Here is a 25388-nt window from a genome sequence, read left to right as displayed (position 1 = left end):
GATGCTACAGTAAGCAGGGCCTGCTCGTTTAGAGCAGGCGTTTTTTTATTTTCCCGGAGGCGGCGGAAATTAAAAAAACACAATGCAGATTAAAAGGCGTCATGGGTTTGCGGTCCGGCGGAACTTATAATAGGCATGAATCGAAACCGAGAGGATGGTGGATGGATGATTAAGAGCATGCCGGGTTTTAGAACGCGTGTCCGTGTCTTTCTAAGTTTGCAGCTGGTTCTCTCTCTATGCCTTTCCTTAGCTTTCGTCACAACTGTAAGCGCTACCGAAACAGGCGGGCCTGCGGAATTAACCGATCCGGCCCCGGCCGCCGGCTTGACCGGCCCGTGGCTTGAACCTTTCGAGAGCTACGGTTCTTCCCAGACGGGATACACATCTCCGGTAGGCGCCAGCCCTACGGCCGCACAACCGTGGAAAGCGGTCCTAGGCGGAAGCGCCGGCTGGAGCGTAGGCGAGGAGCCCGCCACAGGGTCCGCGGAGGCCAATCATTTCCTGCAGCAGACGGATCCGACCAGCGGCACGGCCTATCTGATCGCCAACGGCTATTGGGGAACGGATAATCCCGTCCTTACGGACGGCAGTCTAACGTTGTCCGGCCGGGTGAAGGTAACCGGCGCCAACAGCACTTACGCGGGACTGGCCGCCAAATATTCGGTCAGCGGTACGAAGCCGACCTATTACCGGTTTATGACCAAGAAAAATTCGGTCAGCTATCAGTTTTATCTGGAGAGGGTGACGGGGACTTCCAAAACGGCTGTCCCGCAGTCGCCCGGAAGTCCTAACGCCAGCGGCGTATCGGTTCCGAATACCGTGCTGAATCCTTCCTTCGACAGCCAGGGCTACCTGCCGCTGAAGCTGGACGTGATTCACCAGGGAGACGGCAGCCTTAAGCTGGACGGCTACTACGGCGGCACGCTTGTCCTGTCGGGCACCGACGCTTCTCCGCTGACGGCGGGCGGGGTCGGCCTCTACAGCCAGTCGGGCACCACCGCCTTCGACGACATTCAGGCGGCGGCCTACACGGGCGGCGGACCCGGACAGCCGGGTGTTCCGTCCGCTCCGGCGGGCGTGTCCGCGTCCCCTTGGGGGGCGGGAGCCGTCAAACTGGCGTGGACGGCCGTACCATCCGCCTCCGGCTATAACGTGAGCATGTCCGCGAACGCCGGCGGACCTTTCACGCCGCTCAACGCGTCACCGGTCACGGCGACGGAGTACACCGCCGCCGGTTTGACGCCGGGGCAGACGTACTACTTCACGGTCAGCGCCGTGAACGCCTCGGGCGAGAGCGGCGCAAGCGCGCCCGTGAGCGCCGTGCCGCAGGCGTCCGCAAAGCCGCCCGTCACGACGACGGCGGAGCTGCTGACCCGCCTCAACGCGGCGGTGCCCGGAGAAGTGATCGAGCTGGCGGACGGCAGTTACACGGGATTTACGGTCCGCAGCAAGAACGGAACCGCCCAGAATCCGATTGTCGTAAAAGCGCAGCACAAGGGCAAAGCCGTTTTCCCTTCTACGGGCATAACGGTTGAAACCAGCTCCTATATCACGATTCAGGATATGGAATTCCGGATGAATCCGCAGGACAAGTGGATTAACCTGAACGGCTCCAACAACATCCGGATTACGAATAATGCCTTCCGTTCCCAAAGCACCACGACGGCTGCGGACAAATCCAACTGGATTTATATCAAAGGAACGAACAGCCACCATAACCGCATCGATCACAATTTGATGGAAAACAAACGCGACAGAGGGAAGTTCATTCTGTTCGACGGTGTCTCCAGCCGTCCGGAAGGCTCCACGATCCCGTACGAAATTACCCAGTACGATACGGTCGAGTACAACGTTTTCCGCAACACGCTGGAGCGGCAGTCCAACGAATCGGAGCCGATCCGCATCGGGGTATCGGTTTTATCCAGTCTGGATGCCCATGCGACGATCCAGTACAACCTGTTCGATCACTGCGATTCGGACACGGAAATCGTTTCGGTGAAGAGCGGGGCGAACACCATCCGCTACAACTATTTCGTCGAGTCGCTCGGAAGCGTAACGCTGCGAACGGGCAGCGGCTCCAGCGTGTACGGCAACATGTTCATCGGCAAAGGCCGTCAGGTGCTGAGTCCCGATCCCGACGATGCTCCGCTCGGCACCGGCGGAGTCCGTGTCTACGGCGAGAACCACAACGTGTACAACAATTATTTCGAAGGTCTGACCGGCACGAACTGGGACGCTACGCTTGCGTTCACGACCGGCGACAACGACAACATGACGAGTCCCATCGATCCGACGAACAATCACTATATCGCCAAAAACATCGTGATCGCCAACAATACGCTGGTGAACAACAAAAGCGGGTTCGAGCTTGGTATGGTCCGCTACGGAACGGCGCCGAAAAATCTCACCTTCGCCAACAATATCGTCGTCGGTTCCCGGGATGAGCTGATCCGTATCATGACGCCGATTCCGGGGTTAACGTGGTCGGGCAACCTTATGTTCCCGCAGAAAGGCGTGCCGCTCGTGACCGGAAATTCCGCGCCGCTGACGGAAGACGAGGTCAAAGTCGTCTACCCGAGCATGCAAAACGCCACCCTGGAGCTCGGACCTCAAGACTACCCGTGGTTGTGGGCATCGAGCGAATATGAACCGCTGCGCCATATCTCCTATAAGAAGCTCGCTGCGGACAGTCCGGCCATCAACGCTTCCAAAGGCAATTACGCGAGCGGCGGTCCGTTGTCTTTCGTAACGGAAGACATGGAGAGAGAAGCCCGGTCGGGTATACCCGATGTCGGAGCGGATGAGTATGTAGCCGACGGCAGGACGGACGCCGCAGCGCCCGCCTGGCCGTCTCCGAATCCGCTGGCGACGGACGGCGTGACACCCCGTACGGTGAAGCTGAAATGGGCCGCCGCATCGGACGACACGGGAATTACGGGCTACCGCATTTACCGCAGCGGCGCTCTTATCGACACCGTATTCGGAGATGTCTTGTCGTACGAGGCGGGTTCTCTGCAGCCGGGTGCGGCTTACACGTTCAAGATCGAAGCGCTGGACAGAGCGGGGCATACGACAGCCAGTAACACCGTTAGTGTGACAACGCCCGCTTTTACGGGAATCAGCCTCACGGGCGTACCGGCCCAGCTCGCTCTCGGCGGAGTGCCGAAACAGCTAGTCGTGGTCGCGCATTATTCCGACGGGTCTACTGAGCCCGTGCCTTCCGGCGCGGTATTCACAAGCAGCCATCCGGGCGTGCTGGCCGTCTCGACCGAAGGCAGGCTGACTCCGGCAAGTCTGGGCACTTCTTCGGTAAGCGCAGCTTACGGGGGCAAAACAGCCCCGTCGGTTGTGTACACGGTGCGTCCTTCTTCCACGAATCCGTTTGCAATCGGGGGAGACACCTATGTGGACAATATTCTGTCCGACAAGGCGGGAACAAATTTCAGCACGGAGACCGAGATGCAGATTAAGCGGAAATCGGCCAGCCGCAGAAACGGTTACGTTAAAGTAACCCTCCCGGCGCTCGCGCAGCCGGTCGATTCGGTCGAGTTGAAGCTGTTCGTCACCTCGGCCCAGTCCGGTTCGGACCTCCAACTGACCGGCATTCTGAATGACGACTGGAATCCGGCGGCGGTAACGGCCAACGATCAGCCCGCGCGCACTTATTCCGATATTCCGCTCGGCTCCAAGAGCCCTCTGGCGGACGGCAGTTACGTGGTTTTCGATGTCACGGAGTTTTATAAAAACCCGCAAGCCGCTCAGGACGGCGTTCTCAGCTTCCGGCTCGGCATGAATGAAAACGACCGGGAGGCCAGAATCGCTTCCCTCGAAGGAACGGATCCGGCTAAGGCTCCCGTCCTGCTTATCACGACGATTAATCCGTAACTAAGCACAGAACTTATCGGAATTCCGTTCAAAAAAGATATCAAAAGCCCGGGAGTCCAAACAACCCGGGCCATCTTATCCGCTGCCGGATGGGCGGGGAAAGGCGTAAGCATGCTGCATAACGGAGTGTATTTTCATAGTGTTTCGGAGCTGGAGCAGAGGCCGGGATTGCCGGGTCTTCTCCTCCAGAGGTTTCCCCGGGAAGTCCGGGAGGCGCTGTCGGCCAAAGGGCGCACAAAAGCGGCGGAGTCCAGCGGATGCGAAATCCGCTTTGTGACGGAAGCGCCCTATGTGCGGATCACGCTCGGAGCCCGGGAAAAGGACGGCCGCGTCTATGTGTTCCGGGGCGATTTTTTCCACTGCGCTTACGATTTGAAAGCCGGGACGGCCGTCACTCTGCAGCTGGAGGAGCCGGAAAGGTTTGCCGAGGTGCACAGGTCCGCCCTGCAGAGCGGGGCGTTCTCATCCGATGTGTGGCGCGTTTACTGCGACCGCTTTACGGCAGTTTTTTATGACGTCGACGCTTTCGGTTACGAGGTTCGGCCGCCGCATAAAGCGGAGATGCCGCAGCTGACTCTGCTCGCCTACGGATCTTCCATCACACAGGGCGCGGGCTCGCTCAGCCACACCGACAGTTACGTGCAGCAGGCCGCCAGAAGGCTGGGAATCGATGCCCTTAATCTGGGGCTGAGCGGAACCTGCTACTGCGAGAAGGAAGCCGCCGACCATTTGGCGCGCGGAAGCGGCTGGGATGCCGCATTTCTGGAGCTGGGCGTCAATATGCGCAGTGTCATGGACCCGCCGGAATTCGAACGCCGGATCACCTACTTGCTCGATGAGGTGACGGGGCGCAACCCGCACAAGCCTGTTTTCGTCACGACGATCTATCCGAACCGGGCGACTTTTTTTCGGGATGAGGAGCATGTGTTTACGAAACGCGACCTGATTTTCAATGACAGGCTCAGACGATACGTTTCGGACCGGAATCATCCTCGGCTTCATTTGCTGGAGGGAAGCGAAATCATGACCGATTTTGTTTCTCTGACGACCGACCTTATCCATCCCTCCGATTACGGGCATATCCGCATGGGGGAAAATTTGGCGCGACTGCTTGAGCCGGTTTTAACCGAGCTGCGCACATCTATCCGAGAAACTGGGGGAATTTGAAATGGCTATCGATTTAACGGGAAAAATTGCACTTGTAACGGGTTCCAATGCGGGAATAGGGCGCGCCGTCGCGGTCGCTCTCGCCGCTCACGGAGCGAAAGTCGGCATTAACTGCCTGAGCAATACGGCCCAGGGAGAAGAAGTCGTGGAGACGATCCGCGCAGCAGGCGGCGAAGCCGTTCTGGTCCAAGCCGATGTGACCGATATCGCGCAAATCGACCGTCTGGTAAGCGAGGTGGAAGCGGCCTTCGGCGGCACCGTCGATATTTTGGTCAACAATGCCGGACATCTGGTGCAGCGTGTTCCGAACGCGGAAATGACCGAAGACATGTATACGCGGATCATGGACGTCAACTTCAAGAGCACGGTTTTTATGTGCAAAAGAGTGCTGCCGGGTATGGCCGCCAAAGGCTCCGGGCGCATCGTCAATATGACCTCCGTCGCGGCCCATAACGGGGGCGGGCCGGGCTCCAGCATTTACGCGGCCAGCAAAGGCGCCGTGATGGCTTACGCCAAAGGGCTGGCCAAAGAAGCCGCCGGAAGCGGCATCACGGTCAACAATGTGTCTCCCGGGTTTATCGGGAACACGATGTTCCACGCCACGTTTACGACGGATACCGCCCGTCAGGCCACGATTAACGGCATTCCGCTTCAGCGCGAGGGGACGCCTGAGGATGTCGCCGGAGCGGTGCTATACCTCGCTTCCGATCTGGCATCTTACCTGACAGGAGAGACAATCGAGGTTAACGGCGGGATGATGATGAGATGACAAGAGAACGGGAGCGGGAGCGAGATCGGGAGCGTATGAGACTGCACGATGGCGGTGAATCCCGGCAGGGGCTTGAGAACGTATTCGGACAGCAGGGGCCGGACAAACCCGCAATTCAGCGCTATGGCAAGAAGGGGCCGCAGCTCCGGAACGCACCCCGAGGAGTCATGCCGCAGAACGAGCCGAGCGGAGGGGGCCGCCCGGCCGAGGCTTCGGGACCGCTGTCCCGGTCACAGGCAAGCCTCCGGGACAAGGCGGCCCGTTTTCCGTGGGCGAGAGAGACGGCGGAAGCCATCCGTGAGGAGCTTCTCCGGCTGAATGCCGCAGGCAGCCTGGCGATTCCGCGGGAACCCGGCGGCTGGTGGCACCAGTATGTGTGCCCGGTCCATCATACGGAGCTGCTGTTCGACCCGGCCGAAGCGGAGGCCTCGTCATTCCGCTGTCCGTACGGATGCGTGCTGGAAGGCGAAGAATACCGGGGCGCCTGGCTGGTGTTCAAGCACCAGTCGCTGGCCCGGGCAGCCCTTGAAGCGGCTGCCGTGCATGCGTCCCTTGGCGACGAGTCCTGTGCGCAGCTCGGCAAGGAACTGCTTATCGCGTACGCGGAGCAGTTCCCGTTCTATCCCGTGCACGCGGGCGCGCAGGGCTGGATGCTGAAGGGCAGAGCCTTCCACCAGGCGCTGACCGAAGCCATCTGGTCGACGACGCTGCTCGGCGCGTACCTTCTGCTGCGAGACGAAGGCGTATCGTTCGGCGAGGAGGAGACGGCTGCGCTCGGCATCTTCATGGGACTCTTGGAGGAGAGTATGACGGAGTATCGTCATATTCTGATCCACGAGCGGCAAAATGCCGAGAACAACTATACCGCCTGGCTGAACGCCTCCCTTTCCTGCGTCTATGCGGCCCAAGGCCGGAAGGACGCGCTGGAGGCGCTGATCGAAGGCGAAGGGGGCTTCAAGCACCATTTGTCCATCGGAGTCAACGCGGATGGACTTGAGTTTGAAGGCAGCACGTACTATCACGTGTTCGTGCTGCGCGCCTATCTCATCTCCGCCCGGATGGCGGAGAGGTTCGGCATCGACCTGTACGCCTGCGAAGGCGGGAACGGCCAGTCGATGCGCGGGATGTTCGAGGCCATGGCGGATCTGGCCGACGACCGGGGCGTGCTCCCGGCCCTGCACGACGGCCCGATGGAGCGGGGGCCTTACGCCCGGGAGATCGCCGAGATCGCCGAGCAGGGGCTGTCCCGCTACGGGATCGGCGGCCTGCGGCCGATTCTCCGCGAGGCGTACCGCCAGCTTGGCGGGACTCTCGCGTCGCCGCGTGCCCGCTGCGGGCTGGAGGCGCTGCTGTACGGCGAGGACGTACAGCCGGATGCCGCCGGTGAAGGAGGGGAGCCCCGGAGAGGCGCGAGGCTTTGGGCGGATACCGGCTTCGCTGCCGGCAGGAGGGCCGGGAATCCGCTCTCGTTCCTCGCCGATTTCGGCGGGCACGGCGGTGCTCACGGCCATTTCGACAAGCTTCATCTCACCGTCATGCACCCCGCCGGGACGCTGACGCCGGACTTCGGGGTGGTGCCTTACGGGTCCGCCCTGCGCCAAGCGTGGTACTCCGAAACGCGGAGCCACAACACCGTTACACTGGATGGCCTGTCACAGGCGCCCCACACGGGGCAGTGCAGGCGATTCGAGGAAACGGAGGAGGCTCTCTACGCGTGGTTTCAATCGACCGAAGCGTATCCCGGCTGCACTCTGGACCGGCATCTTCTGCTGACGGACGGCTGGCTGCTGGACTGGTTCCGGGTAACCATGGATGACGGCGGGCTGCGATCCGTAGAGTGGTGGATGCATCCGGCTGCGGAACCGTTGCCTGTTTCGGAGGAACCCGGAGAACGGCCGGGCAAGGGGTATCCGACCGCAGCCGGAACTTGTGAAGGGAGCGCGGAAGTGAATCCCGTCCAGCTTGCGGAAAGCCTGAAGGATGAACCGCTCACAGGGGCATCCGGCGGGAGGTACCCGTTAACCGGCAAGCGGGACCAGGACCCGACGGCTCCGGCTGCCGTGCAGATGCGGTATGAGCTGGGCGGCGAATCCGTGTACCACACAGCGCTTGTTATGCCGGGCGATGAGCTGCTTGCCGTACAGACTCCGGGAGATTCCGTCGATCCCAGCAGGCTTCTGACCGCGATTGTGCACAGCCATAAGGGAGCGTCCGCTGATTTTGTCCACGTTTACCGGGCCGGCCAGGCGGTAGATCTTAAACGGCGCTCGGAGGGCGTTGTCGAAGTAGCGGCACGGGGAATCGATTCCGGGGAAACCTGTGCAAGAACAGTCCGCCTTTCCGGCAAGACAGGGCTGGAGCTGATGGAACCGGGCAGCGAGTGATTGACGGGAATGACGTGCTTGAAATAAACAAGGGACACCCCGGGATTCGGTGAGGGTGTCCCTTGTCATGTTCGGCTGATCTCTGTAAGCCGAGAAACGCCATGCTTCATGAAGCGCCAAACGGTGCCGTTTGCTGGAGATTCGTGCGAGTACTCCTTCCTTACGGGTTTGGAAGTCCGGACTTACTTAAGCACATAAAACATTTCGTCCCCCCATACAAATAGGAAGGAGGAGAGGTTCCGTCATCACGAATAAGGAGAAGATGAATTTGGCGATTTCCTATATGGATTACACTTCACCGGATCTCCAGTTTTTTTATGATTTGCCGAAGAACACCGTGTTCAAAACGAACAGCCGCAATTACATCAATCTGCTCGGCTATAAGCAGCTCAATACGCTGGGCAGCGCCTCTCTGCTCGACATTTATTTAAGCAAGGGGCACTATGTGGAGCCGCATTATCATCAAAACGCGACAGAACTCGTTTACTGCGTCTCGGGTGCCGCTACGGTTTCGTTTATCAATCCCTTTACCAATAAGCTCTATCATATTCCCATTAAAACGGGGCAGGTGGCCAATGTGCCGCAAGGGTGGTGGCATTATGAGGAGGCGTCCGAAGACGATACCCATCTTATCGCGATATTCGATGCGCCTACGCCTGAAGTGATTCTGGGCTCGGATATTCTGAGGCTGACCCCCGCCCGTGTAATGGCTGAAACCTATTGTCTGGATGAAGAAAAATGGAAAGAAGCGATCGCCCCCATCACGAAAACGGTTGCGATCGGACCGCTGGACAACTGCCGCAAAAAGCCGCAGACAGTCAGAGATTCCGGCGAACCGAACGGTGAAATTCGGGGGAGCGGAGCTGCCGCTAACGTAGGCTCGATTCTTCCGCCGGGTTACCCGACCGCTTCTTACGGGGCCGCTCCCGCCCAGCCGTATCCGCCCGAGAATGCTCCGATCGGCTATCGCGGTCCGGCGGCTCCATACGGGAGCATCTCAAGCGCCGGGTACCCTGCTTCCGGATATCCCGCCCCATATTCTTCGCCGTTCTACGCAAATCCCGTTTCTGCGGCGAATTCGTATGGCCGGCCCTATGCCCTGCCGAACGCGCAGGCATATACGACGCAGACACACAACCAGGCGTACAACCAGACACAGAACCAGACACAGAACCAGGCATACAACACGGCATACAACACAGCGTACAATCAGATGTACGCGCAGCCTTATTCACGGCAGCCGTATCCGCAGACGCAGTCCGAAACTTACCGGACACCCGCGCCCGGGGCGCCAAGCTTTTAATCAAGCGGTGAATAAGACCCGGCAGCTCCGGGCACCCGCATGTAAATCCCAAACCGAAGGTGACAACAGGCAGGCTTCACAGTGGAGAGTGTCCGCCTGTTCTTTGTGCGGCAGCGGATGTTAGCGGGGACAGCCGGGCCTCCCGCGATCTTTCAACCCGCGGTGAGTCACTGCATGAAGGTGCACAGCCGCACTCCAAGGAGCATCTGTACCGGTACAGTTGCTCCTTTTTGGCGTTGTAGGCGTCTCCGCTCCCTTCTAGAATGGAATTACGCGGCAGGAAATCCATTTCCGGGCAAGCGTAATACGGGTACCCGAGGTGACTCTTTATGTATACATTGACGAGGGAAGAAGTGCGCGCTTATTTAAAAAGAATCGGGATTTCGGAAATCGGGGCGCCCACGCTTCTTTATCTGGCTGAGCTGCACAAAGCTCACGTCAAACATCTTTCCTGGCAGACGCTGGACATTTTCGGCGGAAAACCGGCCCCTATCGGGTTTAAAGAATCGGTGGCGCTCATTCTGAATCAGCGAAGCGGCTACTGCTTCCATTTGAACGGTGCGTTCAGCGTTCTTCTGCATTCTCTCGGCTACCGGGTTAATTTGCATCGTGCCGGCGTTCAGCCGATGGGAGCCGAGCCGCGGATCAATTCTTTTCATCTGGGACTGACCGTTGATTTTTCCGATGAAGAAGCGGGGAACGGGACCTGGATCGCCGACGTAGGGCTTGGGGATATGCCTTTCGAGCCGCTGTCTCTAAGCTATGGCCGTTATGTTCAGGGGCCTTACACCTACAAGGTGACGGAGTCGGGCGTTGCGGCTGACGGCTGGCGGCTGGAGCATGATCCCCTCGCTTCTTTTCCGGGTGTCGATTACGCGCCCGACGTGCTGACGGATCTTGAAGAGTTCAAGCCGAACCACGAGTTTTATGTCCGTTCCGAGGAATCTCCCTGGTTTAATAAGTTTCTGATCAGACAACGGAATGCGGCGGACGGCAATGAACTCAGAGGCTGTATCTGGAGTAGGCGGGATGCAAGCGGACTGGAAAAAACCGAGCTTCGCACGAAATCGCAATGGCTCGAGGTTTTGGCCGGTGTATTCGATGAACAGCTTGTCAACTACAGCAAGCCGGAGCGGGAGGAATTGTGGAAAAGAGTCGAGGCGGCCCATTCCGACTGGCAAAAAATAAAGGAGCGGCAAGAAAAGGCGGGAAGTCTGCCGACGGGATGATTCCGGTACAAATCGGTTATAACGAAATGCGGCTTTCCCGGCGTGACATTTCCGCTATAAAATGAGGGAAGAAGACAGCCGGCTTCAGCGGAAGGAGCAGATTCGTAATGAGCGGCAGTTTGCTTACGGTTTTAACGTTTTGTTCCGCCCTCGGTTCGGGATTGAACGCGGGCTTGTTTTTCGCCTTCTCGGCGTTCGTTATGACCGCACTCGCCCGGATACCGGCGGAGCAGGGCATTGCGGCGATGCAGTCGATCAACGCCACCATTCTGAATCCCTTGTTCGGCATCGTGTTTATGGGAACGGCTTTGTTAAGCGTCGTGCTGGCGGTCACCTCGTGCTTGAACTGGGAAGAGCCGGGCAGCGGCTGGTTATTGGCAGGCAGCCTGGTTTATGCCGCCGGCTTTGCGGTAACGATGGTGTTCAACGTTCCGCTGAATAACACGCTTGATGCCGTGAACCCGGGAAGCGCGGAAGGTGCCGACTTGTGGTCGCGTTATGTCGTCAAATGGACCGCCTGGAATCATGTTCGTACGGCCGCGTGCCTAGCGGCTCTGGCTATGTTCATACAAGCCCTCCGGCTGAAGGGATGAGCATGCCGGGACAGGCGGAAGCCGCATTCGAACCGTTGCGATAACGGCCGAATGCGGCTTTTGACGTTCTATGCCAGGATCTTAAAACGATATTCCGCAAGCGGGGCTTACAAGGGCTTATTCTTCTTGCCCATGGGACAAAATGTTGACCAGCTTGCCCAGCGGATCGCGCACAAAAAAACGCCGGACCCCCCAGGGCTCGTCAGCAGGGCCGTACTCCGCAGGAAAACCGGCCTTCTCCATGCGTGCAAGCGCTTCTTCCAGATCGTCCACTTCGATGGATAGAGCGGGTGTAGGGGTGCCGGAGCCTCCCTGCGAAGCGATGCTGATCTGGACGTTCATCGTCTCGCGGTTCCCGTATGTTGCGATCCAGCCGTGATCCATCAGCAAATCGAGACCGAGCGCCTCCTGATAAAAGCGTTTGGCCGCCGCAAGTTCCGGCGATTCCAGGTTCGCAATGATTCGTTTAACTTTCATAGTCCGCCTCCGTTTATAAGCCGTTATATCCCGACGGACTACTTCGACAAGCATGGACCGTTTCTCCTTGTCCGTGTGAAATTCGGGGGCGCCCGATCCCTCAGCGGAAGGTACGCCGAAGACGTACGTGCAGCACCTGATGAAAGAGAATACGGCGGAGCTGATCACTCTGCTCGAACAAGGCGGGCGGCTGTATGTATGCGATGACGGAAGCCGGATGGCGACGGACGTGGAAGAGGAAATCCGGCAGGCGTACGCGAATATCCATCAGGTAAGCCCGGACGAAGCCCGGAAGTGGCTGGACGGCTTGCAGACGCACGGACGCTACGCCAAAGATGTCTGGGCGGGCGTTTACAGCGTCGAAGCGCAGCCTGAATTCGCCGTCACGTATGCCGCCGGACGATCACCGGTTATTTTACGGAAGGGAAGGCGATTTTTATGAAAATCGAGCATGCGGCCCTATGGACGGCCGATCTGGAGCAGATGAAAGCCTTTTATGAAACTTATTTCTGCGCAGCGGCGGGCGATAAGTACACGAACGTCAAGAAGCAGTTTCAATCGTACTTTTTGCAGTTCGAAAGCGGTGCAAGACTGGAGCTGATGACCAAACCGGCGTGTATCGGGAGAGATGAAGGGCGGGTTTATCTGGGCTATGCCCATATCGCCTTCTCGGTCGGAAGCGAAGACAAGGTCGTGGAGCTGACGGAACGGCTAAGACGTGACGGGTATACGGTCGAGGGCGAGCCCCGAGTAACCGGCGACGGCTATTTTGAAAGTGTTGTTCTGGACCCGGAAGGAAACAGCATAGAAATCACGGTGTGAAACCAACGGACCCCTGAGGTTAAAAAGTACCCGAATGTATGCGAGCGCGGGTTGAAAAATTTTACGGCCCGCCCGAATAAAAAAAGAATACATACGGACCGGACGCCGGCGGCTATCCGTTGCGGTTTAAAGACACAACACGTGTACGTGCTGTGTCTTTTTATTTCCGTCCAATCATTCGTCGCATGAGAAAAAGTCATCGGCATCAAGCACGCCGTTTTCATGGCGGAAGAGCTTCTGTACGCAGAACGAGGGCTTTTTGCCGCACGGTTGTCGTTCCAATTCGTTTAGAACCTTAAAGTACGTGGCTACACATTTTGTAAGCCAGTGCCTGATACAACAAGCCCAAAAGACTTCAACCTTCTCATTTGCATGAATGTTATAGAATAAGGTTGTGTGGCTGGAAAGAATGCTTCCAATAAGGAAGAAAAATCAAATACGAACGGAGGACTTACTTGTGAGCAGCGAGATCGTGATCCGGGGAGCCCGGGAAAACAATCTGAGGAACGTGACGCTTCGCATTCCGAAATACAAACTGGTCGTGCTGACAGGACCTTCGGGCTCCGGCAAATCGACGCTGGCCATGGATACGCTCCAGCGCGAGTGCCAGAGGCAGTATATGGAGTCGATGGGCATGACCTCGGACGCTATTGCGAAGCCGAAGGTAGACGCGATTATAGGATTATCCCCGTCCATCAGCGTAGGGCAGCATGTCACGAACCGCAATCCGAGATCGACCGTCGGTACGATCACGGATATTCACACGTATCTGCGAGTCATTTACGAGAAACTGGGCGAGCGGCCCTGCCCGGACTGCGGAAAGCGCTTCGTACCGGCACCTGACGGGGAAACGGCCGGACAGGGAGACGGAGAAGACGGGGAGGACACGCAGCCGGCCGTGAAGTGTCCGCATTGCGGATCCGGCATGGAACGTCTTACGCGCCGGTATTTCTCCTACAATACGCCGGAAGGCGCCTGCGGGGAATGCGGCGGGCTCGGTCATACGGTTACCCTGAACACGGATGCCGTTTTCGATGAGGAGAAAAGTTTGCGGAACGGCTGTGTAGCGGTCTGGTATGACATGATCACGAAATACAACCTGTCGATCCTCAAAGCGGCGGGGGAGCATTACGGCTTCACCTTCGATGCCGATCTGCCTCTTAAAGAGTACGGGGCCGTCCAGCGCGATCTGCTTTACTACGGTGTCGAGAGCGAGGCGTTCTCCGCGCATTTTCCGGACGTAAAGCTGCCCAAATCGGTCGGCGGCGGGAAGTTCGAAGGCGTAGTAACCGGCATCTGGAGACGCTACAAAGAGAAAGGCGGCGAATCGGGCGAGTCGGCCCTGTTCGTTGAAGCGACGTGCGCCGCCTGTCACGGCGCCCGGTTGAAGGAGAGCATCCGGCAGGTGACGGTCGGGGGCGCTTCCATCTCCGATATTTCCGGCTGGGCGCTCCAGGATGCGCTCGGCTGGCTGCAGCGGCTGATGGGAGAGCTGCAGCCCGAGGCCAGGGAGACGGTCGGGTCGCTTCTGCACGATCTGACCGTCCGGACGGAGCGGATCGTCGCTGTCGGCCTGGGTTATCTGTCCCTCAGCCGACAAACGGTATCGCTCTCCGGCGGAGAGGCGCAGCGTCTCCGGCTCGCCTCGATACTCGGCTCGGGGCTGACCGGCGTGCTGTACATCCTCGACGAGCCGACGGCCGGGCTGCATCCGCGGGATACAGAAGGGCTGATCGGCGTGTTGAAGCAGCTGAGAGACCTCGGCAACACGGTACTCGTCATCGAGCACGACGTCGAAATGATGCAGGCCGCGGACCACGTGATCGACATGGGCCCCGGTGCGGGAAGCTTCGGGGGCCGTGTCGTCGGAGAAGGGACGCTCGCGGAGCTTATGGCCACCCCCGATTCCGTCACGGGAGCGTTCCTGCGAGAGTCTTCCGGCATGACCGCGTCCCCGTCCCGGCAGAGAAGGCCGGGAAACGGCCGGTTTCTGAACGTTCACGATGCCTATGAACGAAATCTGAAGCATATCGACGTGTCCTTACCTCTAGGCTGTCTGACCGCCGTCACCGGCGTCTCGGGTTCAGGAAAGTCGACCCTGCTTTTCGATCTGGTGGCCGCGGGCGGACGCGACGAGCAGCAGCGCCGCGGCTGCCGGAACATCACCGGTTTCGGCGGCATCGGCGGGATCGTGACGGTCGACCAGTCGCCGATCGGCCGGATGAGCCGGTCTAACGTTGCGACCTACACCGACGTATTCACGGCGATGCGGAGTCTGTATGCCGGCTTGCCCGAAGCGAAGCGGGCGGGGCTTACCGCCAAGCATTTCTCGTTTAACACGCCGGGCGGCCGCTGCGAGCACTGTCAGGGACTCGGCGTCGTGCCGATGGACATGTTCTTCCTGCCCGGTCTTGAAGTCCGCTGTCCGGTCTGCCGGGGGAAGCGGTTCAAGGAAGAAGTGCTGCGAGTCACCTGCAACGGGCACTCCATTTCGGACCTGCTGAACATGACGGTTCAGGAAAGCCTGCCTCTCTTGCAGGGCAGAATCAAGATGGACGGGCAAATCGCTCTTTTGACCGAAGTGGGATTAGGTTACCTGCACTGGGGGCAGTCGGTCCGGACCCTGTCGGGAGGAGAAGGGCAGCGGATCCGTCTTGCCAAGGAGCTGGGCGGCAAAACGAAGCAGCATACGCTGTATCTGCTGGATGAGCCGTCGACGGGCCTGCATCCGCGGGATACCCGGCAGCTGCTCGTGCTGCTGAACAAGCTGGTCGACGCGGGCAACACGGTTATCGTCGTGGAGCATAATCTCGACATGATTCGCGAGTGCGATTGGGTCGTCGATATCGGGCCTGAAGCGGGGGACAAGGGCGGAGAAGTGGTGGCCACGGGCACACCGGAGACGGTCGCGGCGGTCGCAGCTTCCCATACCGGACGCTTCTTGAAAAAAGCGCTGGCCGCCGCTTATTAAAAGAAGCCCCTGCTCACGGCCGAAATCTCGGCCGCGAGCAGGGTTTTTTTTCGATCCCGGGTCCCTGCGGGCCTGCAGGAGCAGAGACGGGCAGTGCGGTCCTCCCCGTCATGCGGCTCCGCACTGTGCGCCGGGAGCGGCGCGCCGTATGTTCGCCTTTTGAATCGCGCGCGATGAGCCTCTAAGGTATGACTAGCCGTTCGGGCCGAAAAAACGACTATAATCGAATCCACCTTAACGGAGCGGTCTATTTTTCCATTATAATGAATAGGACTGTGAGCCCTCACGGCTCTTACTACATGGATAAGGGGAATCTGAATGCCGGATACCGGAATTGTTCTGCCTGTAAATCGTTTAACCCACGACCAATTGGAGCAAGTGAAAGAGTTGGAAAAGCGCTGTAACGAATACGATTCCATTACTTTAAAGCTGAACTGGGATATGCTCGAGAACCGGAAAGCGGAAGAATGCAGCGACTGGCTTTATGTCGAGAACGGAAAAGCAGTCGGTTTTCTGGCGCTGTTTGCCTTTAAAAGCAGCGAAGCGGAAATCAGCGGCATGGTGGACCCGGAATACCGCCGCCGGGGAATTTTTCGGAAGCTGTTCGAAGCGGCCGCCGAAGAATGCCGGAAGCGCGGGATACCCGAACAACTGCTTATTGTGCAGCGGGGGTCGGAGTCGGGGCGCTCTTTCGCCGGATATGCCGGAGCTGCTTATGAATTTTCCGAGTATTGGATGGAGCTGCCCTCGGGTTATGACCGGGACGTGCTGAACTCCGTCATTTCTGCCGGTCAAATCGAGCTGCGTCCCGCGGAGCAGGCGGATATGGACTTAGCGATCCGGCTGGACGTTGCCGGGTTCGGCGTCACGGAATCGGATGCCAGGGGATTCAACGAACAGAAGTTGGCCGCGGCCGGAGAAAGCTTCTGGATTGCCGAGCTTGAGGGGATTCCTATCGGGAAAATCAACATTCAGCTCTACGACGGCGGGTTTATTTCCGGATTTTGCGTGCTCCCGGAATACCGCGGACAAGGTCACGGCAGAGTGATCCTGGGCAAAGCGATTTCAATAGCGGAGTCGAACCGGCTTACGGGCAAGCTGGCTCTGGAGGTGGCGGCGAGCAATGACCGCGCACTCGGTTTATACAAATCGGTGGGCTTCGTCGAGCGCAGCGTAAACGATTATTACCGCGTCACCGTGGGATAACCGTCATGTAAAAAGGACATCGGGAAGGCTGCCCCGGTGTCCTTTTTTTTCTTGGAGACACTTGATTTTCTGCAAAACGGTACTTTAGAGGCGAAGCCCGTAGGGGCCGCCTAATCCGGCATCGGAAGGCAGCCGTCCGTTGCCGAAGCGGAACCGGAACGGGAAACGCAGGCAGTGCGAACGTCAGCAGGCGGTATAGGTGTGAATGGAGTCCGGTCGTTAAGGACGCAGCGCTTTCATGACGTCGTCCACGATTTTCTCGGCCGCGATGACGCCGTTATACAGCCAACTGCTGGTTGAAGCGATCTCATAAACGTGACCGTTTTTAACTGCCGGGATGTTTTTCCAGAGGTCTTCTTCCAGGTTTCCGGCCTGGCCTTTATCGTAATTGACGAGGAAAAGATAATCGGCGTCCAGCTCGGCCAGCTTCTCCAGCGAAACGGGCACCCAATTGGCCTTGGAGTCCGGCAAGGAATTCAGCAGGCTCGGTTTGTTCAAGCCCAAGTCTCCATACAAAACCGCTCCGCTGGAAACATTTCCGTTGACGACGTAGAAGGTTTTCTTGGTGAGCCACAGAACCGCGACTTTTTTGTCTCCGAGCGTTCTCTGCAAGCTGTCTTTTGACTCTTTTGTCTTCCGGTCGTAGGCATCCAGCGCTTTTTTCGCTTCCTCTTTTTTGTTTAACAATTCGGCCATTTTCGTTAATGTTTTTTTATAATCGTCGGCGTCCTCCTTCGAGAGGACAAAGGTAGGGGCTATTTTCGCATACTGCTCGTAAAGACTCTCTTGAGCGGCGGCTTCCGGGCGGAGGATGATCAGGTCCGGGTTGAAGCTGAGAACGGTCTCCGGCGGCAGATTCGAAGGGATGGCGGGAATTCCCTCCAACTGAGGGCGTAAATATTCCTGTACGTTTCCGCCTTTTACCGACCATTGGGCCACGGGTTTGATGCCGAGGGCAAGCAGGGGATCTTCCAGGTAAGAAGCGATAATGTTCTTGGGCTCGGCAGGTAGGTTCACTTGGTGACCCATCCCGTCCGTGACCGTTTGCTGCCGGGGCTGTGCGCTCTCCTTATTGCCGCAGCCTGCCGTCAAGGCAAGTAGAAGCAGGATAAATAAAGCGAGCGTGCCGGACTTTTTGAGATTAAACACGGTAGAATTCCTCCATATATGTAGGTTGTAAGGGTAGCCTTTTCCAAACAACAGTATACTGATAATGATTATCATTGTCAATAAAAGAGAGGGCTGGCGCGCTGCGGCAGGGCACAATCATGGGCCGGTTACCTCCGGGTAAAATGCCGTTTCTTCGTCCGTTTTTTATTGTCGTGTCCGTGAATGTAAGATATAATCAATTCCGATGGAATTTATTAGGATAAATTACAAATTGAATTCGGGAAAGAAAATGGGAGGATGAGTGCAAGGATGACGATGCAAACGGAAGAACAGGAAATCATACCGGTTCTTACATCGGGTAATAATCTGGCCGATTACGAAGAGGCGTACGCCAATTTCGACTGGGCGGATGTGGAGAAGGAATTTACGTGGTCCCGCACGGGAAAAGTAAATATCGCTTACGAGGCGCTTGACCGCCATGTGGAAGAAGGCCGGGGGGACAAAACGGCGCTTATTTACACGGACGCGGCACGGAATGAATCGTATACGTTTGCACAAATGAAAACACTTTCAGACAAATTCGGTCATGCTCTGCGGTCTCTCGGCATCGGCAAAGGAGATCGTATTTTCGTGTTTATGCCGCGTTCTCCGGAGCTCTATACGGCTTATATCGGGGCCGTAAAAATCGGGGCGATCGTCGGCCCGCTGTTCGAAGCTTTTATGGAAGCGGCGGTGAAGGACCGGCTTCTGGATTCCGAAGCCGTAGCTATTGTCACGACACCTGCGCTTAAAGACCGCATTCCCGTTTCCGAGCTGCCCGCGCTCAAGCATGTCATCGTGGTCGGCGAGAACAGCGAGCCGGGCGACAGGGAAATTTCCTACGATGATCTGATGGCAAAAGCGTCCGATCAGCTGGAAATCGAGTGGGTTGGACTGGAAGACGGCATGCAGCTGCATTACACATCCGGTTCCACCGGCAAACCGAAAGGGGTTCTGCACGTCCATAACGCGATGATCCAGCATCTTCATACCGCCAAAACGGTCCTGGATCTCCAACCGGACGATATTTACTGGTGCTGCGCCGATCCCGGCTGGGTAACGGGGACCGTATACGGAATGTGGGCGCCCTGGCTGAACGGGACGACTTCGCTTGTACGCGGCGGCCGCTTCTCGTCGAATGACAGCTACCAGACGATCGAAACCTACAAAGTCACGGTGTGGTACTGGGCTCCGACCGCTTTCCGTCTGCTGATGGCGGCGGGCGACGATCTCCTCAAGCAGTTCGATCTGTCCTCTCTGCGCCACATCCTGTCCGTGGGCGAGCCTCTTAATCCCGAAGTGGTGCGCTGGGGGATGAAAGTATTCGGCAAGCGCATTCACGATACGTGGTGGATGACGGAAACCGGCGCACAGGTCATCTGCAACTATCCGGCGATGCCGATTAAGCCCGGCTCCATGGGCAAGCCGATCCCGGGCGTAATCGCGGCCATCGTCGACGATCAAGGCAACGAGCTGCCGCCGAACCGGATGGGCAACCTTGCGGTACGCGCTCCATGGCCTTCGATGATGCGCCTCATCTGGAACAATCCCGCGAAATACGACGAGTACTACCGGCTGAAGCCGTGGTATATTTCCGGCGACTCCGCTTACAAGGACGAGGAAGGATACTTCTGGTTCCAGGGCCGCGTCGACGATGTGATCAACACGTCCGGCGAGCGTGTCGGGCCTTTCGAAGTCGAGAGCAAGCTGGTGGAACATCCGGCCGTTGCGGAAGCGGGTGTAATCGGCAAACCGGACCCGGTGCGCGGCGAAATTATTAAAGCGTTTATCGCGCTGCGGGACGGCTACGAGCCTTCCGAGGAATTGATCAAAGAAATTCAGCAGTTTGTCAAAAAAGGTCTCGCGGCCCACGCGGCTCCCCGTGAAATCGAGTTCCGCGACAAGCTCCCGAAGACGCGCTCCGGCAAAATTATGCGCCGCGTTCTGAAGGCTTGGGAACTGGGGCTGCCTACCGGCGACCTGTCTACACTGGAAGATTAATTCATCCTCTTCGTTTGCTTGCCGTCTCCGGAGCTTGCGAAGGAACGACTAAGCCCCGGTGCCGTTAGTTAAGCGGACGGGTTTTATGCAGGTCTCTGCACACTGCTGCTTTAAAGCAGCACCCGAATAACCGGCCTCCCGAGAGGCCGGTTATTTTTTTCGGGATTCCGGTGAGCTTGGAAGCCTTTTATGGACTTCAGGACATATGTCCTTTTCTGCACTCCTATGGCTGGGATTTAATAAGAAAGAAGTTCTAAGCGAAGGAGACGGCCGCAATGAAAGGGATTTTATTTGCATTTTTAGGTGGGGCATGCATTACGCTGCAGGGTGTCGCCAACGCACGCATCAGCCACGATATCGGCACGTGGCAGGCCGCCACGATAACCCAGCTGACGGGCTTTCTGATAGCGCTGGTTATCCTGCTTTTTGTGCGGGACGGCAGCCTGCAAAGTTTCAAAGGGATTAAGCCGCTCTATCTGATCGGAGGCGCACTGGGGGCGGTCATCATTTTCAGCGAGGTCACGGCCATTCAGAAAATCGGGGTTACGTTTACGATTGCCGCGCTGCTGATCGCTCAGCTCAGCCTTACATTTCTCGTCGATATCAACGGATGGTTCGGCGTCGCCAAACAAAAAATGAAGCTGCCGCAGTTCATCGGTATCGGGTTAATGATCGCGGGTGTCGTGATCCTGAAACTGTGATAGGATAATGATTCGAGGAAAGGATAAGGAAAAGGCTGGAGGTGGACCGGCAGTGAAAGAAATTCAGGACCGGGAGCAGTTGTCCCGTTATTTGCGGGAACACCGGCTGGAAACGGTTTTTAACGAAGCCTTGAACCCTCATTTGTCTCTGTTCAGCTTCGAGCAGGGAGAGATGATCTGTTCCAGGGGCGAGCCGGCCCGCTATTTGTATGTGCTGGTTAAAGGGAAAATTAAAATTTACACGTCCTCCGCGGAAGGCAAAACGCTGATTCTCTGCTTCAAGACGCCGATTGAAGTGATCGGGGATATTGAATATATACGAGGAAGCGATATCGTGAACACGGTTGAAGCCGTATCGCCGGTTCATATGATCGGAATTCATCACCGCTGGCTCAAAAAGTACGGGAACGACCACGCTCCGCTGCTGCGATTTTTATTGGGGATTATTACGCAGAAATTTTACATCGACTCGAATTTTTCCAGTTTTAATTTGATGTATCCGGTAGAAGTTCGGCTCGCCAGCTACTTGCTGTCGGTTTTCTGTGAAGAGTCGGATAATCTCGTCCGGGGGCAACTGAGCACGACTCATCTCATGGATGCGGCCAATTTGATCGGAACGAGCTACAGGCATCTGAACAGGGTGATCCAAAAGTTTTGCAGCGAAGGGCTGCTTCAGCGTACGAGAGGGTTTATTACGATTAAAGACCGGGAAGGGCTGAGCGCGCTGGCCGGTCACAATATTTATGAGTGATACAGGTTAGCGGTCCTCACCGTGTACGGGGAATAGCGTTATTTGTAGAAAGAAGGGGAGCAAAACCATGATACTGGGAATAATGTTGGCGGTTCTGGCCGGTTCGCTGGTCAGCCTGCAGACGGTTTTCAACAGCAAAGTAAACGAGCGGACGGGATCTTGGGCAACGACGACCCTGGTACTCGGAATGGGGTTCCTGGCTTCGTTGACCATCAGTCTGCTGGTGGAAGGGAAGGAAACGTTCGCCTTGCAAAACATGCAGCTGTGGTATTGGGTAAGCGGCATGATCGGCGTCGGCGTCGTTATCTGCCTCGTACAGGGAATGAAGCTTCTGGGCCCGACATATGCCATTTCAATCGTGCTGACGGCGCAGCTCAGTTTTGCCCTGCTGTGGGACTCGCTGGGATGGCTGGGACTGGAGAAGGTGCCGTTTACGCTGAACAAGCTGATCGGAGTGCTGGTCATCGTCGCCGGCATCGTGCTGTTCAAATTCGGCGGCAGGCAAGGAGCCGAGCCGTCCGCGGCCAAGACGCCGCAAGGATTGCCGGACTGACGGATGTGCGGGAAGTCAAAATGAAAAACTCAGTCTCTCCCCGGAGAGACTGAGTTTTTCTGTTGTTTACGCGGCTGCAAGCTATCGCCTGACATGCAACTGGCGGGGATGAAGAAAGAAACGGCGGTCCCGAGACCGGGAGAGCTTTCGAGCGTCAATCCCGTGCCGTACATGTGCCGCAGCCGGCGGTCGGTGTTCGCCAGCCCGATTCCCCGGCGCTCTTCTCCGGCGTCGACGCCCTGGAGCTTCCCCAGGATTGCCGGGTCCATCCCCGTGCCGTTGTCCGTGACACGGACTTCCGTCCCGTTTTCGCGATTTTTCACTTCGATCCGGATAACGCCTCCCGACTTTTTGTCAGGCACGCCGTGGATGAGGGCATTTTCAACCAGCGGCTGTATGGATAGAGGCGGAAGTCTGAGCCCGGGAATGTCATCGATCTCCCAGTGGATGCCGAGCCTGTTTCCGTGGCGGACGGTTTCTACAGCGAGATAAGAGCGGACAAGCTCAAGCTCTCTTTGAAGAGGGATAAGCTGCTCCGAGTTTTGAAAATCGAAGCTGTTTTGCAAGTAAGCGGAAAATTCCTCCAGAAGCGATCTCATTTTTGCCGGGTCGATTTCGCTTAGGATGGAGATGGAGTTTATCGTGTTGAAGAAAAAATGCGGCTTGATTTGAGCCTGCAGCCATGCGGCTTCCATGCGCAGCCGTTCTTCTACCGACAGTTTGAGGCCGATCAGGGAGCGGACCCGCGCCTTCAGGTCGTAAGCGCCCAGCGGCTTCGTGACATAATCGTTCGCGCCGGCCAGAAAGCCCGCCGTAATATCTTGCGGGCTGCTCCGTGCCGTAAGCAGGAGGACGGGCAGCTCGGCCAGCGTATGCCTGCCGCGGATGGTCCAGGTCAGTTCGTAACCGGACATGAGCGGCATCATGACGTCACTGATGACAAGGTCCCAGCCGTTTCCGTCCAACAGGGACAGAGCTTCTCGGCCGCTTGCTGCCGTTTCGACGCGGTAGCCTTCGGATGCCAGCAGGTTGCGAAGCACCGTCAGGTTGACGGGATCGTCGTCGACGACAAGAATACTCGGCCGCTTCTCCGGCCATCCGGTCTGCTCTTGCCGGGCGGTTTGCGCGGCCTGTCCGGTCGGGCTGGCTGGGGAGAGTTCTTCTTCGGCGGCCGCTAAGGGAGCGGGGGACAGGGCGTCGTGCCCGAAGGGACCGTTCTTGTCCGGTCCGGCGGGATAAGCCGGATAGACAGCGGCCCGGAACGGCTCCGCGAGAGGCAGCGTAAAAGAAAATACACTGCCCTGCCCGGGCACGGAGGAAGCTTCGAGCACGCCGCCGTGCAGTTCCACCAGGCTTTTGCAGATGCCAAGACCGAGCCCCATCCCTCCACCGGGTGAGGTAATCCCGGAATCGGCCTGCTCATAGGGCTGAAATAATTGGACCAACTGCTGCCCGTCCATGCCGATTCCCGTGTCAGCAATCCGGATTTCGGCGTGACCGTCCCGGACCCGCGCTTCGATGACAATCGTCCCCTCGTTCGTAAATTTAATAGCGTTGTGGACGAGATTAAACAGGATCTGGGTCAGCCTGTTCTCATCGGCAAGGACGGGCGGAAATGTTTCGGGAATATCCAGCTTCAGTTCCAGGGGCTTGCCGCCGGTCATATAACGCAGCATATCCGCCACGCCGGCCGCGACGGACTGAATTTTCAGCTCCTTCGGCTGCAGGCGGACGCGGTTTTCTTTTAATAACGTGATGTCCAGCAAATCATTGAGCAGCAGAGACATCCGCTGCCCGACCGTCAAGAGCAGTTCCATGTTTTTTCTGCTCTCCTCCGTAAGCCTGTCCTGTTCCGTGTGGAGAACCGTCTGAGCCATATTCAAAATTCCGTGCAGCGGATTCCTCAGTTCGTGGGACGTGTTAGCGAGGAAGTCATCCTTCCGTTTGTCTTCCTTTTGCAATCTTTCGGCAAGCTCCGCCGTCCTGGCGGAAGTGCGGAAATAACGTTTAAACCAGTAGGCGGCAAGCGCAAACAAAGCGGCAAGCAGGTCAAGCGGATAAAAATCCGGTTCCGGACCGGTTACCGGCTCTATGGCGGCCCAGAACACGTTGGAGACGACCGCCGTAATCCCGAGCAGCAGAAACATGCCGTCCTCCTTTTCCCTTTTTACCGTTCTCAGCATAAGGACAAGAAAGACGAGATCCGTCGACAAGCCGGATAACGTTAAAAATAAGGAAGAGCGGGAGACCATATAAGCGGGCGCGAACAGAATGAACAAGGTGTACAGGACATAAACAAATTGAAGCATTCTAAAAATCCGTTTGCCGGTCTGTTTGAGAAACCACAGTCTGGCGAGTTGAATCAGGCAAAGGGCGATTCCCGTGTAGGCGATCAATATCGTCCTCGTGGCGGTTTCGTAACCCATATTCAGCCAGACGGCCAGGGGTTTGCCGTCGTCCAAAAGCACGGCGACCGCCGCAAAGAGACCCAGCGAAGCAAATGTGAGGACGGATTTGCGCTGCGCGCCGATCAAATAAAGCAGCACCGCATAGGCCGAGTGGATCAGCAGAACGAGGGCGATGGCAAGCTGCGAACCGATGCCGATCCATACGGTGCGCGTCAGGGCGCCCTCTTCACCGAAACGGACCGAACCCGTAATGCCTCCGGCTTTCATAGAGGACGGACTGGCTGCATGAATGATCAGATCCGCTTGGCCGCTGTCCGCCGTAAACGTGACGGAGGAGGGGTGGTAGCCCGGGATGAAGCCCTCGCCTGTATCCGCCGGCCGGCCGATTAGATGGATCGGCTGACCGTTTACGAACACGCCGGAAGCCGAGCGGATATCGGGCAGGCGGATGCTGAATGTCAGCTTCGTATCACGGGGTAGAGACACACGCAGCCGGTAACTGCCGAAGCGGTAGCTGTCTTTCGCTTCCGTGGCAAAGGCCTGCTCCCAGGAACCGGGAACCTGCAAAACCTGCATCCTCGCCGGTGCCGCCGAGCCGCTTTCGAAAGGAATCAGTTGATTGGGATAAAATTCCCATTCGCCGTCAAGCGTTACCAGCGGATTTTCGGCAAAATCCCAGTTCTGCAAATTGAGCGATCCTTTAACGGCCGGAGGATGAGCGGGGATGGAGGTCATTTGGGACCAGATCAGACGCAGTCCGCCGAGCGACAGGAAAAAAAGAAGCACCCATATAAACACTCTTAATTTTTTGTAGGTTTTCATCTTGTTGCATTTCTACAAACTTCCTTGAAATCCTTTCACATCTCAAAATGCGTTTCCGTACGATCTAATTCTTTTGGCCTGATAAAAATAGGTAGGAAGGCTCTTACATTTCTGATATGGTAGAGAAGAGGGTGCGAAAACCCAACCCTTGTTTTTTGGACCAAAAGCCGATCTATCACAACACGATAAAAGACCGA

16 protein-coding genes and 2 pseudogenes are annotated in these 25388 nt (G+C 57.3%); 15 read left to right on the top strand and 3 right to left on the bottom strand.

The annotated features are described in order from the left end of the window. The first annotated feature begins 165 nt into the window (after positions 1-165). The 7 genes and pseudogenes from HMPREF1207_RS01755 (at position 166) to HMPREF1207_RS01725 (ending at position 11330) form a co-directional block, all read left to right on the top strand. The gene (locus tag HMPREF1207_RS01755) at positions 166-3885 is read left to right on the top strand and encodes a chondroitinase-B domain-containing protein (protein ID WP_009673946.1); all 3720 of its coding nucleotides are present in this window, start codon (positions 166-168) and stop codon (positions 3883-3885) included. 111 nt (positions 3886-3996) lie between these two features. Continuing rightward, positions 3997-5052 (top strand): SGNH/GDSL hydrolase family protein, encoded by a 1056-nt coding sequence (locus HMPREF1207_RS01750; protein ID WP_009673934.1) that lies wholly within the window; start codon positions 3997-3999, stop codon positions 5050-5052. 1 nt (position 5053) lies between these two features. After that, positions 5054-5821 carry an SDR family NAD(P)-dependent oxidoreductase gene (locus tag HMPREF1207_RS01745; protein ID WP_009673953.1) on the top strand — a complete coding sequence of 256 codons (768 nt, stop codon included), beginning with the start codon at positions 5054-5056 and terminating at the stop codon, positions 5819-5821. Then, positions 5818-8205 (top strand): heparinase II/III domain-containing protein, encoded by a 2388-nt coding sequence (locus HMPREF1207_RS01740; protein ID WP_009673947.1) that lies wholly within the window; start codon positions 5818-5820, stop codon positions 8203-8205. The genes HMPREF1207_RS01745 and HMPREF1207_RS01740 overlap by 4 nt, the downstream gene beginning before the upstream one ends. Before the next feature lie 262 nt (positions 8206-8467). Continuing rightward, positions 8468-9043, top strand: a pseudogene (locus HMPREF1207_RS30120) (cupin domain-containing protein); the annotation flags it as partial. Positions 9044-9837: 794 nt separating this feature from the next. Next, positions 9838-10737, top strand: a complete 900-nt coding sequence (locus HMPREF1207_RS01730) for an arylamine N-acetyltransferase family protein (RefSeq protein ID WP_009673970.1) — start codon at positions 9838-9840, stop codon at positions 10735-10737. Positions 10738-10844: 107 nt separating this feature from the next. Then, entirely contained in the window at positions 10845-11330 is a 486-nt protein-coding gene (locus tag HMPREF1207_RS01725; RefSeq protein WP_009673974.1) for an anthrone oxygenase family protein, read from the top strand. Between the two features lie 117 nt (positions 11331-11447). Here HMPREF1207_RS01725 and HMPREF1207_RS01720 read toward each other — a convergent pair whose 3' ends face one another. After that, entirely contained in the window at positions 11448-11807 is a 360-nt protein-coding gene (locus HMPREF1207_RS01720; RefSeq protein WP_016423405.1) for a VOC family protein, read from the bottom strand. A gap of 106 nt (positions 11808-11913) precedes the next feature. Between HMPREF1207_RS01720 and HMPREF1207_RS01715 the strand changes: the two are divergent. The 4 genes and pseudogenes from HMPREF1207_RS01715 to HMPREF1207_RS01700 form a co-directional block, all read left to right on the top strand. After that, positions 11914-12159, top strand: a pseudogene (locus HMPREF1207_RS01715) (NADPH--cytochrome reductase); the annotation flags it as partial. Positions 12160-12245: 86 nt separating this feature from the next. Then, the gene (locus HMPREF1207_RS01710; RefSeq protein ID WP_009673955.1) at positions 12246-12629 is read left to right on the top strand and encodes a VOC family protein; all 384 of its coding nucleotides are present in this window, start codon (positions 12246-12248) and stop codon (positions 12627-12629) included. Between the two features lie 457 nt (positions 12630-13086). After that, positions 13087-15600: an excinuclease ABC subunit UvrA gene (uvrA, locus tag HMPREF1207_RS01705; RefSeq protein ID WP_009673931.1), complete on the top strand. Its 2514-nt coding sequence runs from the start codon at positions 13087-13089 to the stop codon at positions 15598-15600. A gap of 318 nt (positions 15601-15918) precedes the next feature. Next, a complete protein-coding gene (locus HMPREF1207_RS01700) occupies positions 15919-16806 on the top strand; it encodes a GNAT family N-acetyltransferase (RefSeq protein ID WP_016423403.1) in 888 nt (295 codons plus the stop codon). Positions 16807-17025: 219 nt separating this feature from the next. On the opposite strand, the gene HMPREF1207_RS01695 is transcribed toward HMPREF1207_RS01700, so the two are convergent. Beyond that, the gene (locus HMPREF1207_RS01695) at positions 17026-17955 is read right to left on the bottom strand and encodes an ABC transporter substrate-binding protein (RefSeq protein WP_009674263.1); all 930 of its coding nucleotides are present in this window, start codon (positions 17953-17955) and stop codon (positions 17026-17028) included. Positions 17956-18225: 270 nt separating this feature from the next. Here HMPREF1207_RS01695 and acsA point away from each other — a divergent pair, with 270 nt between their 5' ends. The 4 genes from acsA (at position 18226) to HMPREF1207_RS01675 (ending at position 21961) form a co-directional block, all read left to right on the top strand. Next, positions 18226-19956, top strand: coding sequence for an acetate--CoA ligase (gene acsA / locus HMPREF1207_RS01690; protein WP_009674254.1), 1731 nt, complete (start codon positions 18226-18228; stop codon positions 19954-19956). Between the two features lie 275 nt (positions 19957-20231). Further along, positions 20232-20657: a DMT family transporter gene (locus tag HMPREF1207_RS01685; RefSeq protein WP_009674265.1), complete on the top strand. Its 426-nt coding sequence runs from the start codon at positions 20232-20234 to the stop codon at positions 20655-20657. Between the two features lie 52 nt (positions 20658-20709). Then, a complete protein-coding gene (locus tag HMPREF1207_RS01680; protein WP_009674241.1) occupies positions 20710-21408 on the top strand; it encodes a Crp/Fnr family transcriptional regulator in 699 nt (232 codons plus the stop codon). A gap of 67 nt (positions 21409-21475) precedes the next feature. Next, positions 21476-21961 (top strand): DMT family transporter, encoded by a 486-nt coding sequence (locus HMPREF1207_RS01675; RefSeq protein ID WP_009674255.1) that lies wholly within the window; start codon positions 21476-21478, stop codon positions 21959-21961. A 29-nt stretch (positions 21962-21990) separates the two neighbouring features. Here the strand turns inward: HMPREF1207_RS01675 and HMPREF1207_RS01670 are convergent, their stop codons facing one another. Continuing rightward, a complete protein-coding gene (locus tag HMPREF1207_RS01670; protein ID WP_009674242.1) occupies positions 21991-25191 on the bottom strand; it encodes an ATP-binding protein in 3201 nt (1066 codons plus the stop codon). Positions 25192-25388: the final 197 nt, after the last annotated feature.

It is taken from the genome of Paenibacillus sp. HGH0039 (assembly GCF_000411255.1).
Taxonomy (GTDB): Bacteria; Bacillota; Bacilli; order Paenibacillales; family NBRC-103111; genus Paenibacillus_F.
Note: the sequence above shows the minus strand (reverse complement) of the source record. Positions and strands in the feature narration are given on the sequence as shown.